Here is a 14,061-nt window from a genome sequence, read left to right on the forward strand (position 1 = left end):
CCACCGACGGGTTCTTCCTATCAGACTTGAATACTTCTGCTGCCTACGAATGCGAGTGTATTTCAGGGCTCTTCTCTCGCTCGCGGCTTTCGCCTTGGTGATAGCGACTGGGGTTAAGAGCACCGAGCGTTTCACAACCCACATTGGTTCTCGGCTACCTCCAGCAGAGCTAGGTTGCGTCCAATCAGGGCACGTTCACACGGATGAGGGGCGCCTACTCAGGGTTTTCAAGTGTCCGGTTTAATCAGCCGTTGGCGGGCTTGGTCAGTTTGTAGAGGTTCAAGGCGAACAGGGCCATGCCGAAGCTGCCGAACGCGATGAGCAGGTCTTGGGTAGTAAAAGTCAAAACTCTCGTTACAAAGCGTTGTTGAATAATGTAACGGAATCGCAGTGATGCGTTGTTAAGTCGTTGCGACGGCCCTGTGGGCAGTCCTCTCTTTTATGACCTGCCCCTTTGATGCCAGCGAGACAGACCTCGAAAAAACCTTCCGGCTTCCCGACGCTCCACCGCTTAAGCAGCCTCAGAAGCAAGACACTGCCGAGCTGAGCGAGTCAGTACTGTCGACGGTTTTGTTTGAGCACCCAGGCGTCTGAGGCGTCCATACTCATGGCCCAGCGAGGGATTGACCCATGGCGGTGCTCGGACGTCAGGCCATTCTTCAGGCGGTTGATAACGGCCTGATCGCAATTACACCCTTCAATGCCGACCATGTTGGGCCTGCATCGGTGGATCTGACCCTTGGCACCACGTTTCGGGTGTTCCGCAAAGTGCATGAAGTGATCGAGGTTCGCGATCACACCGACTACCGCGAATTCACTGACAAGCTGGAGATCCCAGAGGGCGGGTACATCCTGATCATGCCGGGGGAGACCGTGCTGGGGATCACCAGTGAACGCGTCAGGCTCGGGCCAGGCCTTTGCGGTTGGCTTGAGGGCCGCAGCCGCTTTGCTCGCCTGGGGCTGATGGTGCATATCAGTGCACCGTTCATGGGGCCAGGGATCGACAGTCAGCAGGTTCTGGAAATGAGCAACTTCGGCCCGGCTCCACTGGCGGTGGTGCCGGGCACTCTGATCTGTCAGTTCATCTTCCAGTGCATGGATGGTGAAGAGCACTACACGGGCCGCTTCGCTGGGCAGAGCCAGAGCAGTTTTTAGAGGTCTTCTTCTGCTTCTCCTTTGATCTGGCAATCACTTGTCGGGTAAGCCACGCAAAGCAGGGCAAAGCCTTTGGCGATTTGTTCGTCATCCAGGAAGCTCTGATCCGACTGATCCAGAGAGCCACTCGAGAGCTTGCCTGCACAGGTGGAGCAGGCACCAGCTCGGCATGAATAGGGCAGATCAGCACCAGCTTCCTCTGCAGCATCAAGGATGTACTGATCGTCGGCACAGGCAAAGCTGGAGGAGCCTTCCGATGTGGTGATCGTGATTTGATACGAAGCCATTGGTTTAATCAATGCACGCATCAATCAAAAATCAAATTGGATGCTGCTGCTGATGCATTCAAGGAAGACTTCGGGATCGATGTGGCAAGTCATACCGGATTGATTTTGATGTTATTGATCACTGATTTTGTTGGTCAGATTGATTGCTGCTGAGGGGGGTTGGTTCAACCGTTCATCTCAGAAAACCCCGGTTGCGCTTAGGCAAATCAGGGTTGTGGCGAGCAGCACCCAGCCCACCAGCTGAAGCCATTGCGTGAGTGGCGTTCCCATGCCCTTTCAGTCGAGTGGGTCGTCCCAAAGGGGTGGTTCATCAAATTCTTCCAACAGCGAGTTGGCTTCTAACTCCTTGCCGGCCAACAGCAGTTGAATCACTTGATTCCAGATGAATCGAGTCAGGCGATCTGCCTCCTTCCCCTGATGTCCGGTCTCGAACTTGATCGGAGGCACATCACCCATGTCGTCGTGAAATCGTGAGATGAGCGACACAGGGCTGGGCGCATCAACTGCTCTTTCGTAACTCTCTCGGTTTGATGGTTGAAGTATCAACTGACTCCGTTTCTTCCCACACGTTGAAAGCCAAACAAGGCCTCGCCGTTGGCAACCCACCGGCGCATGCTCGAGCCATGCAAGCCAAAACATCGGAAGGCTTAGAGGTTCTCGCGGCTGTTGTTGTCACCGCGGGCTTGGTGGCAGGAAACCTCGTGCTGTTTTCGCCGTTGCGCGTGGACAACCGCCTCATGCAGCCTGCTCCGGCATCGCAAACGGCGGAATGCCCCTAGCTCTTGAACATGCCGTTGCAGTCGCCTGGAGCAGGTTTCACAAAGCAGTGACCCTCATCAGACCAGTACCCCAGGGCAGGAAAGGCCAGGATTTGGGCCCGGGCTTCGGCGTTAACGGCATCAACACCGTGGGCCTGAATCAGCACGTTGCCCTCGCCATCCACCAGGTCAAGGAAATCCATTCCCTCGGTCTCGGTCTCGGCCGTGGGGTTGGCATGCCCAAGCAGGGGAACAACCGCCTGCACACAGGCAACCATCAAGGAGCGCAGCATTGGCCTGGAAAGGGAGAACGAACGATCAGTTGAATCAGCCGGCTTGATGGGAGGCCAGGGCACGCACCACGTCGCCTCGGGTGATCACGCCGACAGGACATTGGTTGCTATCCAGCACGAACAGGCGTTGCGTGCCCCGCTCATGCAGCTGGGATGCCGCCTTGGGCAGCGCTAACTCCGTCCTGCAGCTGTGGGAGTCCTTGCGCATCAGATCGCTCACCTTAGTGCCGAGCACCTGGTGCACCTGCTTGTCCCAGTTCAAGGGATTGCGCAGGTAGATCACGCTGTCCAGCAGCATCACGTAGGGGCCGGCATCAACACCGCTCTCCCGCACCATCAGATCCTGCTCCGTCAGCTCGCCGATCAGACGACCCTCTACATTCACCACCGGCAAACCACTCACGTGGTGGTCGCTGATCATCTGCACGGCCTGCTGCAACGGGGTGTCGGGCGTGACCGTCAGCACCGGCTGGGTCATCACATCAGCCACCGTCAGCTGCAGGACCATGATCGAGATTCAGCTCCTCGCATTCTGAGCGTTGTTTCTGTCTTTGCGTTCGATTGCCAACGGACTCACCGTGGCGCGAGCCGTTGCCGGTTTCCCGCTGATCCTTGCCCTGCAGTTCGGCTGGCAGGGCTGGGCCTGGTGTTTGCTGCTGCTGGCCGGGCTCAGTGATGCGGCCGATGGCTGGCTGGCCCGGCGCGCCGGGGGTGGCAGCAGCTGGGGCGCTCGCATTGACCCCCTCACCGACAAAGTGCTGATCGCGGCACCGTTGCTCTGGCTGGCGTCGTCGGCTGTGCTGCCGCTCTGGGCGGTCTGGTTGTTGCTGGTCCGTGAATTGCTGATATCGGGCTGGCGATCCCAGGCCAGTGATGGCGGGCCGGCTTCGCTGTCGGGCAAAGCAAAGACGATCCTTCAGTTCCTCAGCCTGTTGCTGATGCTCTGGCCCTCCGGCTGGATCGCTGCTGCCGGGCTCCAGAGCCTGGGATGGTGGATGTTCTGGCCCTCCCTCGCCCTGGCTCTGAGCTCAGCTCTGGGCTACATCACGCCCCGATCAGTGCCTCGTCAGAACTGAAGTCTGGCGCTGCGGTTGGGTTCAGGGCGTAGTCGTTGCTGTGGCTGTCGGCCAGGCCCTTGGCCAGGTCGAAGCTGGGTTGCCAGGCCAGTTCGCGTTCCACCCGGGTGATGTCGGTGAGGAAGTGATTGAGCCGCAGCGGGAAGGCCTTGCGGGCTTTGGGGTCCAGATCCCTGGGGTTGAAGCTGCGCAGCTCTAGGCCATCGGGATCGCGGCCGCAGGCTACGGCTGCGGCGCGGATCAGGCCCCGGAAGCTGATGCCCTGCTTGCCGGAGCAGTTGTAAATGCGATTTGCTGCAGCATCCACGTCGATGCAACGGGCCATTGCTTCCGCCAGATCTTCCACATGGCCCAGTTGGGTGATCGTGCTGCCGTCACCGGGCAGCGGAATCGGGCGGTTGTGAACGATGCGATCGAAGAACCAGCGTTCCACCGGGTTGTAGTTGCCAGGGCCATAGATGTAGGTGGGCCGGAAGCTGGTGAAGGGGATACCCTCCTTGCGCAGCCAGGCCTCGGTGTCGGCCTTGCCGGCGTGACGGCTCTGCGGATCGGTGGGGCTGGATTCATCCATGGGCCACAGCTCCGAATCGGCGTACACCCCGGCTGAACTCACGTACACAAAGCGATGGCTGGGGGACCCGGTGATGGCCACCACGCGGCTGCTGTCCTCTTGCTTGCGTCCCGAGCTGTCGACGATCACATCGAAGCTGCGGCCCTGCAGCGCGCTAAGGCCTTCATCGCTGCTGCGATCGCCACAAAGGTGTTCCACGCCAGCGGGGACGGGGTTCTTACCGCGGGTGAACAGGGTGAGTGCATGGCCCTGGGCCTGCAGGCGGGCCACCAAGGGCCGGCCCACGAAGCGGGTTCCCCCCATCACCAGGATCTTCATGCACTTGGGCCCGAAAAGCGCAGCTATTGAAGCGTGGCGCTGCAGGATGGAGGGTCTCTGGTCCGACCCTGATGGAGATCATTCCCGCCATTGATTTGCTCGATGGAGCCTGCGTCCGGCTTCACCAGGGGGATTACGACCAGGTGACCCGATTCAGTGAGGATCCTGTGGCGCAGGCCCTCAGCTGGCAGAGCCAGGGGGCAACCCGTCTGCACCTGGTGGATCTCGATGGCGCCAAACGGGGTGAGCCGATCAATGACGCAGCGGTGCGGGCCATCACCGCCGCCCTCGACATCCCTGTTCAGCTCGGTGGTGGTGTGCGCTCGCTCGAGCGCGCCGAAGAGTTGATCGCCTGTGGCCTGGATCGGGTAATTCTCGGCACGGTGGCGATTGAACAGCCGGAGTTGGTTCAGGAGTTGGCCCAACGCCATCCCGGCCGCATCGTGGTGGGCATTGATGCCAACGATGGCCGGGTGGCCACCCGGGGCTGGATCGAGCAGAGCGATGTTCTGGCCACCGATCTGGCCAAGCAGTTCAGTGTCGCCGGCATCGCGGCGATAATCACCACCGATATCGCCACCGATGGCACCCTCGCCGGCCCCAACCTGGAGGCGCTGCGAACCATGGCGCAGTGCTGCGCTGTTCCGGTGATCGCCTCCGGAGGCATTGGCTGCATGGCCGACCTCCTCTCACTCCTGCCCTTGGAGCCCCTTGGTGTGACGGGAGTGATCGTTGGCCGAGCCCTCTACGACGGCCGTGTCGACCTGGCGGAGGCCATCGCTGCGTTGGGTGAGGCAAGGCTTCAAGACGTCACCGCCGTGGCGGCAGACATCGCCTGAGCTGGCCTAGGGACTTATGGTTGAAGAAGCAGGCACCTTCTGTGGTAATAGCAGCCGCTGGAAAGAGCAGCACGCAGTCCCCCGCGGGCAGTTTGCAGGAGGTGTTTGAGCAGTACCGGCGGCTGGGCATGCGTCTCGGCCGTCAGCGGCGCATGGTTCTTGACCTGCTCTGGAGCGAGAAGAGCCACCTCAGCGCTCGCGACATCTTTGAACAGCTGAATCTGAGGGGTCGCAGCATCGGCCACACCTCGGTGTATCAGAACCTCGAAGCCCTGCAGTCGGCTGGGGTGATTGAGTGTCTCGATCGCGCCAGTGGTCGCCTCTACGGCTACCGCAGTGATCCTCACAGCCATCTCACCTGTATGGACAGCGGTTCGATCGATGACATCGACGTTGTTCTTCCTGACGACCTGTTGCGTGAGATCGAACAGCGCACCGGCTTCCGCATCGAGTCGTACACCTTGCAATTGAACGGCAGGCGCACCCTGGAGAACTGAGCAGAAGGTCGTTACCTTGAGCCCAACTGTTTCGGGTTCAACCCTTGGTCTCCCCTTCGCCGGTGCGGATGTTGCTGCTCGCTCCGGATCTTCTCGGGGAGTCGCTGGCGCTGAAACTCACCTCCGCCCGGGACGATTGGGAGGTGGTGCTTCGCCCTGAGCGCCTGACGGGTGCCCCGGCGTTGGTGATCTGGTCGATCGACACCTTGGCCTCATTGGCGTCGCTTCAGCAGGAGCTATTCGCCCTGCAGGAGCGCTGGCAGCCCGCCCCTGTGCTGCTGCTGCTGCCCAGCGAGCTACATCTTTCGCGGGAACAACTGCTGGAGCTGCCGGCGGCCGGCCTACTTCAAAACGTCGATGCCCAGGGGCTTCAGAACGCTATCGAAACCCTGCTGCAGGGCGGCAGGGACATTCGCCTGGAGGCTGCGTCGGAGACGCAAAGCCAGGAGCAGACCATGGGCCTGGGACAGTGGTTGCTTGTGAGTGGCCTGCAGCAGGTGAGCCGCGACCTGCAACGGGTGGAGGCCCTGCTCAATCCACCCCCGGAACAGCCGTTGCTGTTTCTGCTGCTGCAGGGGCGCCGCCGCGAATTGCGCTTCGCCAAGGGCTTTCTGCTCTGGCTCTGGGGGCCGTTGCACCTGGGCCTCGAACATGCAGAACCCCTGGCCCCCTCCGTGTCCAGCGATGGATCACCCACCACTACGGCGATCAGCCTGCGCGAACGCAATGCCGTTGCCGTATGGGATGCCATCCGCGACCGCATCGATTCATCAGTTCAGTCTGGATTGACCAATTCCACCGGCCGTCTGCTGGCAATTGAGGGTCTGCACCCGGATCGCCGCCGGGAGTTGCTGCTGGCCCTGTTGCAACAGCTTGATCAGGTCTTGCAGCGCCTGCGCCGCCGCCAGGACGGCACTGCGATGGCCCAGGCCTGGGATTCGTTGCAGCCAGAGTTGCGTCAGCAGGCCCTCACTGCCCTGGCCGGCAGTTATGTCCAGATCCCCTGCGACGGCGAGCTGCAGCCGGTGGTGGCTTCGCTGCTCAGCCGTGCTGATCTCACCGGTGCAGACGTAGAGCTGCCCGATCCAATCGGAATGCTGGCGCCGCTGGTGGCCGATCAACCGATGCTGGTGAACGGCCTGCTGCTGCCGGCCGATGACCCCAGGGCCTTCCTGCAACTGGAAACCCTGGTCAGCAATTGGCTGGTGAGGACGGCGGAACTGATTGGTGCCGAATTGCTTGATGCCTGTGGTGACTGGCCGGAGCTGCGCCGTTACCTGCTGCGGGACCCCCTCCTGGCGACCCGGGAACTCGACCGGCTCAGGAACCGCTTGAATACACAGCTTCGCTGGGCGGATTGGGTGGAGCGCCCCATTCAGCTCTACGAAAGCCAGCGCACCCTGTTTCAATTGCGTTCTGGTCGCATCGAACCGATGCTGCTGACTGAGCCCCGCGACAAGGAGCTCAATCAGCTGGGTTGGTGGCAGCGGCAGGTGGCCTTGCTCCTGGAAGCCCGGGATGCCCTCGCACCCCAGGTGCAGGCACTGGTTCGCCGCATCGGCGACCTTGCTGTGATCCTGCTCACCCAGGTGTTGGGGCGCGCCATCGGTCTGGTGGGGCGGGGCATTGCCCAGGGCATGGGACGCAGCTTCGGCCGCGGTTAGGCCCCTGGGTCCACAATGGCGATCCGCTGCTTCGGCTTGATGCTTGCTTTGGTGCGCTGTCTGATCACCGTTTCGATCGCGCTGCTGCTCCATGTCGCACCAGCCGCCGCTGTGTTGAACAGCGACAGCTACGACGGCAACATCTATGCCCTCTACGCTGGCAATGGGTCGTTGGTGCCTCCCGCCAGCACCCTGGAGGAGTCCCTCGCTGAGGGACGCACAGCCGTGATCGTCTATTACCTGGATGACAGCGCCGTGAGCAAACGCTTCGCTCCGGTGGTGTCGGAACTGCAACGGCTTTGGGGCCGCAGCATCGATCTGCTGCCGCTTTCCACCGATCCGCTGCAGGGCCGTGAAGCGCTGGGGGCCGGTGATCCAGCCACCTATTGGTCTGGAACCATTCCGCAGGTGGTGGTGATCGGCACCGATGGCCGGATTGTGCTTGATCAGAACGGTCAGGTTCCACTCGTGGCGATCAACGACGCCATCAGCGCCTCCACCGGTCTTCCCGCTCCAGATCTGGGACGCATTGATCAGGGAGGCAGTTTCAACGAAGTCAACATCGAAGTCACCGCCAACTGAGACGCTAACCGCCATGGCGCCTACGCTGCCGGCCAGTTGTCCCGGTCGCTGAGCCGGATCCGCTGTGTCGCTGCTGCTTGCTCCGCTCGGCCTTGGACTTGCTGTGGCTTGGCTGGAGCTCCGCCATCGCCTCAGACCCGCCTCACCGTTGCGGATGACCCCTCGCGACTGGCGCGTTAATGATTTGGGCGGGCGGCTCCATATCGAGGGTGTGCTGGAGATCAGCAACCCCCACCCCCGCATGGAGGTTTTTGTGCCGGAGCTGCGGGTCGAGCCCGTGCTGCTGGGGTCCTCTGATCCCGCCGGCCTGGAAGTGAAAACGCGGATCATTGCCGACCATCCCGACGAGGAGACCCGCGCAGACGGCTACTGGGCGGCCTACATCGTCAAAGGACGCAAAACCACGCGTGCCCTTGTCTCGATCGAGATCACTGGCCCGATGACATCGGCTCGGGTCGACAGCCTCTGGGTGGATACCCACTGGGTGAATTATGGACCCTTCGGTCGCCTGCAGCGTCGTCAGGGCGTGCTGGTTCCCTTGAGCCGTCCTCAACCCCTGCAGCCCGATCAAGCCCCTTTCCGCCAGGGGGAAAGCTGCCGCGTTTTGCCGCTGCGCACCCACCTGCTCGGCCCCCTGGATGACTGCATTGACGTCCTGCGCACCTACGCCGCCGATCTGGTGGAGCCCGGCGACATCCTCACCATCGGCGAAACCCCCGTGGCTGTGATCCAGGGTCGATATCGCCATCCAAGTGAGGTGGAACCCGGCATGGTGGCGCGCCTGGCCTGCCGTGTGTTTCACCCCACCAGCAGCCTGGCCACGGCCTGCGGCATGCAGACCTTGATCGATCTGGTGGGGCCCACCAGGGTTCTTGCCGCCTGGCTGGGGGGTCTGCTGATGAAGCTGGTGGGCATCCCCGGTGGCTTCTATCGCCTCGCCGGTGACCAGGCCCGCTTGATCGACGACATCACCGGCACCACACCGCCCTACGACCAGACCATTGTTTTGGGGCCATCCCGGGCTGAACAGTTCTGTCGTGATGCCTCTGCCGAACTCGGGGTCGACATTGCCATCGTCGACGTCAACGACCTCGGCCGTGTGAAGGTGCTGGCTTCCAGCCCCGGCTGTGATGAGGGCTTGCTGGGCCGGGCTCTGCGTCCCAATCCTGCTGGCAATGCCAATGAGCGCACCCCTCTGGTCCTGGTGCGGCCAGGCCTGGAATGAGCGATACATTGTGAATAGTTGGGGATGGAGGGTGTCCGGTGACAGAACCCAAGACCACCACCATCCGCATTGAGCCCCTCAATCCAGCCCACCTGGCGAAGTGGGTTCAGGACGCGCCGCTTGATCAGCTCTCACGTTTTCAGGGCTTTCTGATCGGTGAATGGTTCTCGAGAGTTGAGCAACGCTTCCCCGATCTGCTCCCCAGCCGCTCGCCCCGTTGCCTGATGGCCCTCGTGGGAGATCGCCCAGTGGCCAGTGTGGTGGCCCGGCCGTTCAACCGCCGCGGCAGCTGCTGGATCCTTCATTTGCCGGAGCTGTTGGGCCCGCTGGACGATCACAGCCATCGCGCCATTCAGCAGTCCTTGCTTCAGCAGGCTCTGCAGTCCTGGACCGCCCAGATCTGCAGCTGGGTGATCCGCTGTCCGGCCACCGATGCCGATGCCATTGCCCTGCTGCGGGAGCTGGGCTTTCAACCGCTTCGTCCGTATCAATGTTGGTGTCCACCAGGCCCCGGGGTTGAGCCACCAAGCAGCGATCCATTGCCAGGGGGTCTGCGCTGGGCGGCCTTGAACCGCCGCACCGCGCAGTTGCTCTGGCCGATCGAGCAGGGCGGCAGCCACAGCCACCTGCGTCAGATCACCGACCGCCATTGGCTGGATCTGCTGGACCGCAACGGCCTCGGCTGCGGCGTGCTCATGGCTGGAGATGCTGTGTTGGCAGGATGCATCCGCCTTCCCGATGCCGGAGAGGCTGGGTTCCTGGAACTGATGCGCGACGTCACCTGGGATCCCAGGCTGGATCAGGCCCTTCCCCAGGTTTTGAACGGGATCCTTCAGCGCGGCCGCCCTCGCGGGCTGCTCACGGCCTTTGACGATGCCCCCCTCAGCCGGATCCTGGAGGCGGAGGGCTGGACCCGCGGCGACGAGCAGCTGCTGTTCGGACGCAGCATGTGGCGGCGTCAGTCACCCCAGCGCAACCTGCAGCTGACCCGATCGCTCGATCAGGTGCTGGGCCGATTGCGGCCTCAGGGCACACCCTTGCCCACACCATGTCTGGGTGATCGGCACTGATGCGGCCGCGTCCCTGTTCGATCCTCAGCCTCGATGTGGGCCGGCGGCGCATCGGTCTGGCTGGCTGCGATGCCCTGGGCATCAGCGTTACGCCCCTCGCTGCCCTGCGTCGTGGTCGCTTTGATGCGGATCTGGTCGTTCTGCGGGCCCACTGCCGTGAACGGTCGGTGCAGGGGCTTGTGGTGGGATTCCCCCTGGATGACGCGGGTCAGCCCACGGCCCAAGCGGAGCATTGCCAGCGTTACGGCCTGCGGCTGGCTGCCGCCCTCGATCTGCCCCTGGCCTGGGTGAATGAGCACAGCAGCACCTGGGCGGCCGGTGAACAGTTCGGGCTGACGGGTGATCGCAGCGGACGTCTGGACAGTGCAGCCGCTGCCCTGCTGCTGGAGCAATGGCTGGCGGAGGGTCCGGAGCTCAAACCGGCCCAACAGAGTGCGTCAAGGTCGGGCGCCGGGGCGGGCGATGGTGGATCCTGAGCCCAGTCAGAGCCGCGTCGATGTCTGAGTCGGGCCCCGGTAAGAGCAGCGATCACCCCACCCTGCTGGTCTGCGACCGCGAGGGCCACGATCTGCTGTGCTTCCTCGAGCATCTGATCCCCATCGAGGGGCAGGACTACGCCCTGCTTTCGCCGGTCGACACACCGGTGTCGCTGTTTCGGCTCAACGACGATGCAGAGCCGGTGCCCATCACGGAAGTTGCCAGCAGCGAGCCGATTCTCTCGGTGGCTGATGTGGTGCTCCAGGAGCACGACCTGGTCCTGGTGCGATCGGCGATCACCCTCACCGTTAGTGGTGAATTGGAGGAGCCGGATCAGGATGAGCTCGATGAGCTGGAAGACGACGACGTTGATGAGGACGCCGAGACCTTTGAACTGCTGGTGAGCTTCATGGTCGACGCGGAGGAATACGGCCTCTACATCCCCCTCGACCCGTTCCTGGTCTTGGTACGGATGGTGGATGGCCAGGCGGTGCTGCTGAGCGACGATGAGCTCGACCGCGTTCAACCACTGATTGAGGCGGAACTGGAGGAGCGTGAATGGCCGGATTGACGGCACAGCAATGGTTGACCCCCGATTGGGATCCCCACCTCACCATTGCCCAGCTTTCGCTGCCCCACCTCACGGCCCACGGCCTGCAGGCTGCCGTGATAGATGTCGACCGCACCCTTCTGCCCGGTCGTGACGTGACCCTGCCAGGCCCGGTGCGCGACTGGCTGGTGGATGCCGGCCGTCGCTTGCAATTGCATCTGTTCAGCAATAACCCCTCCCGCGACCGGATTGCTGCCGTGGCTGACCAGCTGCAGGTCAGCTTCACCTTTGCTGCCGGTAAGCCCCGCCGTGGCGCCCTGCGCAGCGTGGTTCGTGATCTCGCACTGCCCCCGGAGGCGATCGCGATGATCGGCGACCGCCTGTTCACGGATGTGCTCTGCGGCAACCGAATGGGGCTTTACACGGTGTTGGTTCGACCGGTTCGAGACGACGGCAAGCCCTGCCGCCATGACCGGGTGCAGCGGTTTGAACGTGCCATGGCCCGCGTGATGGGGGCGCCTTCAGCATGACCCTGTGGGTCGTGAAAATCGGCACCAGCCTGCTTCGGGGGGAGACCACCACCACGATTGATGGCTACGCCCGCTGCTTCGCAGGGGCCATGGCCCGCGGTGACCAGGTGTTGCTGGTCACCAGTGGTGCCGTCGGGCTGGGCTGCCAGAAGTTGGCCCTCACCAACCGACCCGACACGGTGGTGGCCCTGCAGGCAGCTGCGGCCATCGGCCAGGGCGCGCTGATGGCGCTGTATGAACGGGCCATGGAACGCCATGGTCGTTCCGTGGCGCAGGTGCTGCTGACCCGCTCCGACCTGGCCGATCGCCGTCGTTATCAGAACGCTTCGGGCACCTTGCGGCAGCTGCTGAGCTGGGGGGTGCTGCCGGTGATCAATGAGAACGATGCCCTCTCGCCGGCGGAGTTGCGCTTCGGCGACAACGACACCCTCTCGGCGTTGGTGGCCGCCGCCGTTGAAGCGCAGCAACTGATCCTGCTCACGGATGTTGATCGCCTCTATTCCTCGGATCCGCGGGTTAATGCCAACGCCGAACCGATCTCGGATGTTTGCCACCCCCGGGAGCTGGACTCGTTGGAACAGGGGGCCGGCGACGGGGGGCGCTGGGGCACCGGGGGCATGACCACGAAGCTGGCGGCAGCCCGCATTGCCACCGCCAGTGGCATCACCGTGCAGCTCGCTGATGGTCGCGACCCCGCTCGTCTCGAGGCTTTGTTGCAGGGGGAACGGGGGGGGACGGTGTTCCATCCTCACCCCGAACCCCTGGGCAATCGACGCAGTTGGCTAGCCCACGTGCTTCGGCCCGAGGGTGAACTGCAGCTGGATGCAGGGGCCTGTGCTGCGCTTCAGCATCGTGGTGCGTCTCTGCTGCTGGTGGGTGTGACGGCGGTGCGGGGTGACTTCGCCGCCAATCAACCCGTTCAGTTGCTGGACCCCGATGGAGAGGATCTGGGTCGTGGCCTCTGTTCGATGGCCAGCGACCAGCTGCGGGCCGCGATGAATGACCCACCACCGGGGGAGTCATCCCCGGTGGTGGTGCATCGCGATGGTCTTGTGCTTCGCAGCCGTTAACCACGTCTACGATCCGCCGGACTGCCCTGGCCTCCATGCGTTTCAGCACCCTGATCAAGGTTCTGCAGACCGGTGATGCAGGCCTGCGATGGAGCCAGCCGGGCTTGGACCCATCGCTTGAGGGTGCCGCTTCACTCGATCAGGCCTCAGCCGCGCAGCTCAGCTTTCTGGAGAAGGGCAACGCCCTGATGGCGGCTTTGGGCACCAGTGGCGTGGGTGCCCTGTTGCTGCCAGACCAACAGGATCTCATTGATCTGGCATCGCAGCGTGGCATCGCCTTTGCGGTCTTCGCTGATCCGCGTCTGGCCTTTGCTGAAGCTCTCGATCAATTGCATCCTCGCCGCCGGCCCTTGGCGGAGATTCACCCCTCGGCGGTGATCGATGAACGGGCTGTGGTGGGCCCCGGCACGGCGGTGGGCCCGCGGGTCTGCATTGGGGAAGGAAGCTGTCTTGGTGCCGACTGCATCGTTCATCCAGGGGTGGTGATTTACGACAACGTGGTGGTGGGTGATGGGTGCGAGCTGCACGCCAATGCCGTACTCCACCCCGGCACCCGTCTCGGTCGTGGCTGTGTGGTGAACTCCAATGCCGTTGTCGGCTCCGAAGGGTTCGGCTTCGTGCCGACGGCCAAGGGATGGCGAAAAATGCCGCAGACCGGCCAGGTGGTTCTTGAAGACGGCGTTGAGGTGGGTAGCGGTACCACCATCGACCGCCCTTCCGTTGGGGAGACCCGTATTGGTGCCGGCACCAAGATCGACAACCTTGTGCAGATCGGCCATGGGGTCAGCACCGGGCGTGGCTGTGCCTTCGCGGCACAGGTGGGCATCGCCGGCGGTGCCCGGATCGGTCAGGGGGTCATCCTTGCGGGCCAGGTGGGGGTTGGCAATCGTGTTGTGGTGGGAGACCGCGTCATCGCCAGCTCCAAGACCGGTATTCACGGTGATGTGGATCCCGGCGAGGTGGTGAGTGGTTTTCCCGCAATTCCGAATCGTCTCTGGCTGCGATGTGCCGCCACCTTCAGCAAGCTGCCGGAGATGGCCAAGACCCTGCGGGAGCTCAAACGGGACACCCCTCAGTAACCTCAGCGGTCGACCTGCCG

The 14,061-nt window shown here is 63.0% G+C and carries 19 protein-coding genes; 14 read left to right on the top strand and 5 right to left on the bottom strand.

Annotated elements, in window-relative coordinates; all coding sequences use genetic code 11:
- Nucleotides 1-630: 630 nt before the first annotated feature.
- A complete protein-coding gene (dcd, locus tag Syncc8109_RS03400; protein ID WP_006849619.1) occupies nt 631-1,155 on the top strand; it encodes a dCTP deaminase in 525 nt (174 codons plus the stop codon).
- Here dcd and Syncc8109_RS03405 read toward each other — a convergent pair.
- A complete protein-coding gene (locus Syncc8109_RS03405) occupies nt 1,152-1,442 on the bottom strand; it encodes a 2Fe-2S iron-sulfur cluster-binding protein (protein WP_025362165.1) in 291 nt (96 codons plus the stop codon). The genes dcd and Syncc8109_RS03405 overlap by 4 nt on opposite strands.
- Before the next feature lie 276 nt (nt 1,443-1,718).
- A complete protein-coding gene (locus tag Syncc8109_RS03410) occupies nt 1,719-1,928 on the bottom strand; it encodes a hypothetical protein (RefSeq protein ID WP_156915478.1) in 210 nt (69 codons plus the stop codon).
- A gap of 83 nt (nt 1,929-2,011) precedes the next feature.
- On the opposite strand from Syncc8109_RS03410, the gene Syncc8109_RS12795 reads away from it, so the two are divergent.
- A complete protein-coding gene (locus Syncc8109_RS12795; RefSeq protein WP_025362166.1) occupies nt 2,012-2,221 on the top strand; it encodes a hypothetical protein in 210 nt (69 codons plus the stop codon).
- Here Syncc8109_RS12795 and Syncc8109_RS12505 read toward each other — a convergent pair.
- Together Syncc8109_RS12505 and Syncc8109_RS03425 are read right to left on the bottom strand one after the other, a co-directional pair.
- Nucleotides 2,218-2,493, bottom strand: a complete 276-nt coding sequence (locus tag Syncc8109_RS12505; RefSeq protein ID WP_006849970.1) for a hypothetical protein — start codon at nt 2,491-2,493, stop codon at nt 2,218-2,220. The two genes, Syncc8109_RS12795 and Syncc8109_RS12505, sit on opposite strands and share 4 nt — an antisense overlap.
- A 34-nt stretch (nt 2,494-2,527) precedes the next feature.
- The gene (locus Syncc8109_RS03425; RefSeq protein ID WP_006850697.1) at nt 2,528-3,001 is read right to left on the bottom strand and encodes a CBS domain-containing protein; all 474 of its coding nucleotides are present in this window, start codon (nt 2,999-3,001) and stop codon (nt 2,528-2,530) included.
- Between the two features lie 31 nt (nt 3,002-3,032).
- Between Syncc8109_RS03425 and Syncc8109_RS03430 the strand changes: the two genes are divergently transcribed.
- Entirely contained in the window at nt 3,033-3,569 is a 537-nt protein-coding gene (locus Syncc8109_RS03430; protein WP_025362167.1) for a CDP-alcohol phosphatidyltransferase family protein, read from the top strand.
- On the opposite strand, the gene Syncc8109_RS03435 is transcribed toward Syncc8109_RS03430, so the two are convergent.
- The gene (locus tag Syncc8109_RS03435) at nt 3,538-4,458 is read right to left on the bottom strand and encodes an NAD-dependent epimerase/dehydratase family protein (protein WP_006851090.1); all 921 of its coding nucleotides are present in this window, start codon (nt 4,456-4,458) and stop codon (nt 3,538-3,540) included. The genes Syncc8109_RS03430 and Syncc8109_RS03435 overlap by 32 nt on opposite strands.
- A gap of 71 nt (nt 4,459-4,529) precedes the next feature.
- Between Syncc8109_RS03435 and hisA the strand changes: the two genes are divergently transcribed.
- The 11 genes from hisA to lpxD all read left to right on the top strand — a co-directional run bounded on the left by hisA (nt 4,530) and on the right by lpxD (nt 14,041).
- Nucleotides 4,530-5,297, top strand: coding sequence for a 1-(5-phosphoribosyl)-5-[(5-phosphoribosylamino)methylideneamino]imidazole-4-carboxamide isomerase (gene hisA, locus Syncc8109_RS03440; protein WP_006851252.1), 768 nt, complete (start codon nt 4,530-4,532; stop codon nt 5,295-5,297).
- Nucleotides 5,298-5,425: 128 nt separating this feature from the next.
- Nucleotides 5,426-5,794, top strand: coding sequence for a transcriptional repressor (locus Syncc8109_RS03445; RefSeq protein ID WP_232202484.1), 369 nt, complete (start codon nt 5,426-5,428; stop codon nt 5,792-5,794).
- A 68-nt stretch (nt 5,795-5,862) separates the two neighbouring features.
- Nucleotides 5,863-7,458, top strand: coding sequence for a DUF3685 domain-containing protein (locus Syncc8109_RS03450; protein WP_006849633.1), 1,596 nt, complete (start codon nt 5,863-5,865; stop codon nt 7,456-7,458).
- Nucleotides 7,459-7,473: 15 nt separating this feature from the next.
- The gene (locus Syncc8109_RS03455; protein ID WP_006850342.1) at nt 7,474-8,040 is read left to right on the top strand and encodes a thylakoid membrane photosystem I accumulation factor; all 567 of its coding nucleotides are present in this window, start codon (nt 7,474-7,476) and stop codon (nt 8,038-8,040) included.
- A gap of 64 nt (nt 8,041-8,104) precedes the next feature.
- Entirely contained in the window at nt 8,105-9,265 is a 1,161-nt protein-coding gene (locus tag Syncc8109_RS03460; RefSeq protein ID WP_006851027.1) for a hypothetical protein, read from the top strand.
- Nucleotides 9,266-9,303: 38 nt separating this feature from the next.
- Nucleotides 9,304-10,335, top strand: a complete 1,032-nt coding sequence (locus Syncc8109_RS03465) for a hypothetical protein (RefSeq protein WP_006851770.1) — start codon at nt 9,304-9,306, stop codon at nt 10,333-10,335.
- Entirely contained in the window at nt 10,335-10,811 is a 477-nt protein-coding gene (ruvX, locus tag Syncc8109_RS03470) for a Holliday junction resolvase RuvX (RefSeq protein WP_006851924.1), read from the top strand. Before Syncc8109_RS03465 ends, ruvX begins: the two co-directional genes overlap by 1 nt.
- A gap of 20 nt (nt 10,812-10,831) precedes the next feature.
- Nucleotides 10,832-11,383: a DUF3727 domain-containing protein gene (locus Syncc8109_RS03475; RefSeq protein WP_006851685.1), complete on the top strand. Its 552-nt coding sequence runs from the start codon at nt 10,832-10,834 to the stop codon at nt 11,381-11,383.
- Nucleotides 11,371-11,892 (top strand): YqeG family HAD IIIA-type phosphatase, encoded by a 522-nt coding sequence (locus Syncc8109_RS03480; RefSeq protein ID WP_006850797.1) that lies wholly within the window; start codon nt 11,371-11,373, stop codon nt 11,890-11,892. Before Syncc8109_RS03475 ends, Syncc8109_RS03480 begins: the two co-directional genes overlap by 13 nt.
- Nucleotides 11,889-12,962: a glutamate 5-kinase gene (proB, locus tag Syncc8109_RS03485; protein WP_006850326.1), complete on the top strand. Its 1,074-nt coding sequence runs from the start codon at nt 11,889-11,891 to the stop codon at nt 12,960-12,962. The genes Syncc8109_RS03480 and proB overlap by 4 nt, the downstream gene beginning before the upstream one ends.
- 35 nt (nt 12,963-12,997) lie before the next feature.
- A complete protein-coding gene (gene lpxD / locus Syncc8109_RS03490; RefSeq protein ID WP_006849853.1) occupies nt 12,998-14,041 on the top strand; it encodes a UDP-3-O-(3-hydroxymyristoyl)glucosamine N-acyltransferase in 1,044 nt (347 codons plus the stop codon).
- Nucleotides 14,042-14,061: the final 20 nt, after the last annotated feature.

This window comes from Synechococcus sp. WH 8109, assembly GCF_000161795.2.
Taxonomy (GTDB): domain Bacteria; phylum Cyanobacteriota; class Cyanobacteriia; order PCC-6307; family Cyanobiaceae; genus Parasynechococcus.

Coding starts and splice junctions, on each gene's coding strand:
- dcd (WP_006849619.1), top strand. CDS start 631: ATGGCGGTGCTCGGACGTCAGGCCATTCTTCAGGCGGTTGATAACGGC.
- Syncc8109_RS03405 (WP_025362165.1), bottom strand. CDS start 1,442: ATGGCTTCGTATCAAATCACGATCACCACATCGGAAGGCTCCTCCAGC.
- Syncc8109_RS12505 (WP_006849970.1), bottom strand. CDS start 2,493: ATGCTGCGCTCCTTGATGGTTGCCTGTGTGCAGGCGGTTGTTCCCCTG.
- Syncc8109_RS03425 (WP_006850697.1), bottom strand. CDS start 3,001: ATGGTCCTGCAGCTGACGGTGGCTGATGTGATGACCCAGCCGGTGCTG.
- Syncc8109_RS03435 (WP_006851090.1), bottom strand. CDS start 4,458: ATGAAGATCCTGGTGATGGGGGGAACCCGCTTCGTGGGCCGGCCCTTG.
- hisA (WP_006851252.1), top strand. CDS start 4,530: ATGGAGATCATTCCCGCCATTGATTTGCTCGATGGAGCCTGCGTCCGG.
- Syncc8109_RS03445 (WP_232202484.1), top strand. CDS start 5,426: ATGCGTCTCGGCCGTCAGCGGCGCATGGTTCTTGACCTGCTCTGGAGC.
- Syncc8109_RS03450 (WP_006849633.1), top strand. CDS start 5,863: ATGTTGCTGCTCGCTCCGGATCTTCTCGGGGAGTCGCTGGCGCTGAAA.
- Syncc8109_RS03455 (WP_006850342.1), top strand. CDS start 7,474: ATGGCGATCCGCTGCTTCGGCTTGATGCTTGCTTTGGTGCGCTGTCTG.
- ruvX (WP_006851924.1), top strand. CDS start 10,335: ATGCGGCCGCGTCCCTGTTCGATCCTCAGCCTCGATGTGGGCCGGCGG.
- Syncc8109_RS03475 (WP_006851685.1), top strand. CDS start 10,832: ATGTCTGAGTCGGGCCCCGGTAAGAGCAGCGATCACCCCACCCTGCTG.
- Syncc8109_RS03480 (WP_006850797.1), top strand. CDS start 11,371: ATGGCCGGATTGACGGCACAGCAATGGTTGACCCCCGATTGGGATCCC.
- proB (WP_006850326.1), top strand. CDS start 11,889: ATGACCCTGTGGGTCGTGAAAATCGGCACCAGCCTGCTTCGGGGGGAG.
- lpxD (WP_006849853.1), top strand. CDS start 12,998: ATGCGTTTCAGCACCCTGATCAAGGTTCTGCAGACCGGTGATGCAGGC.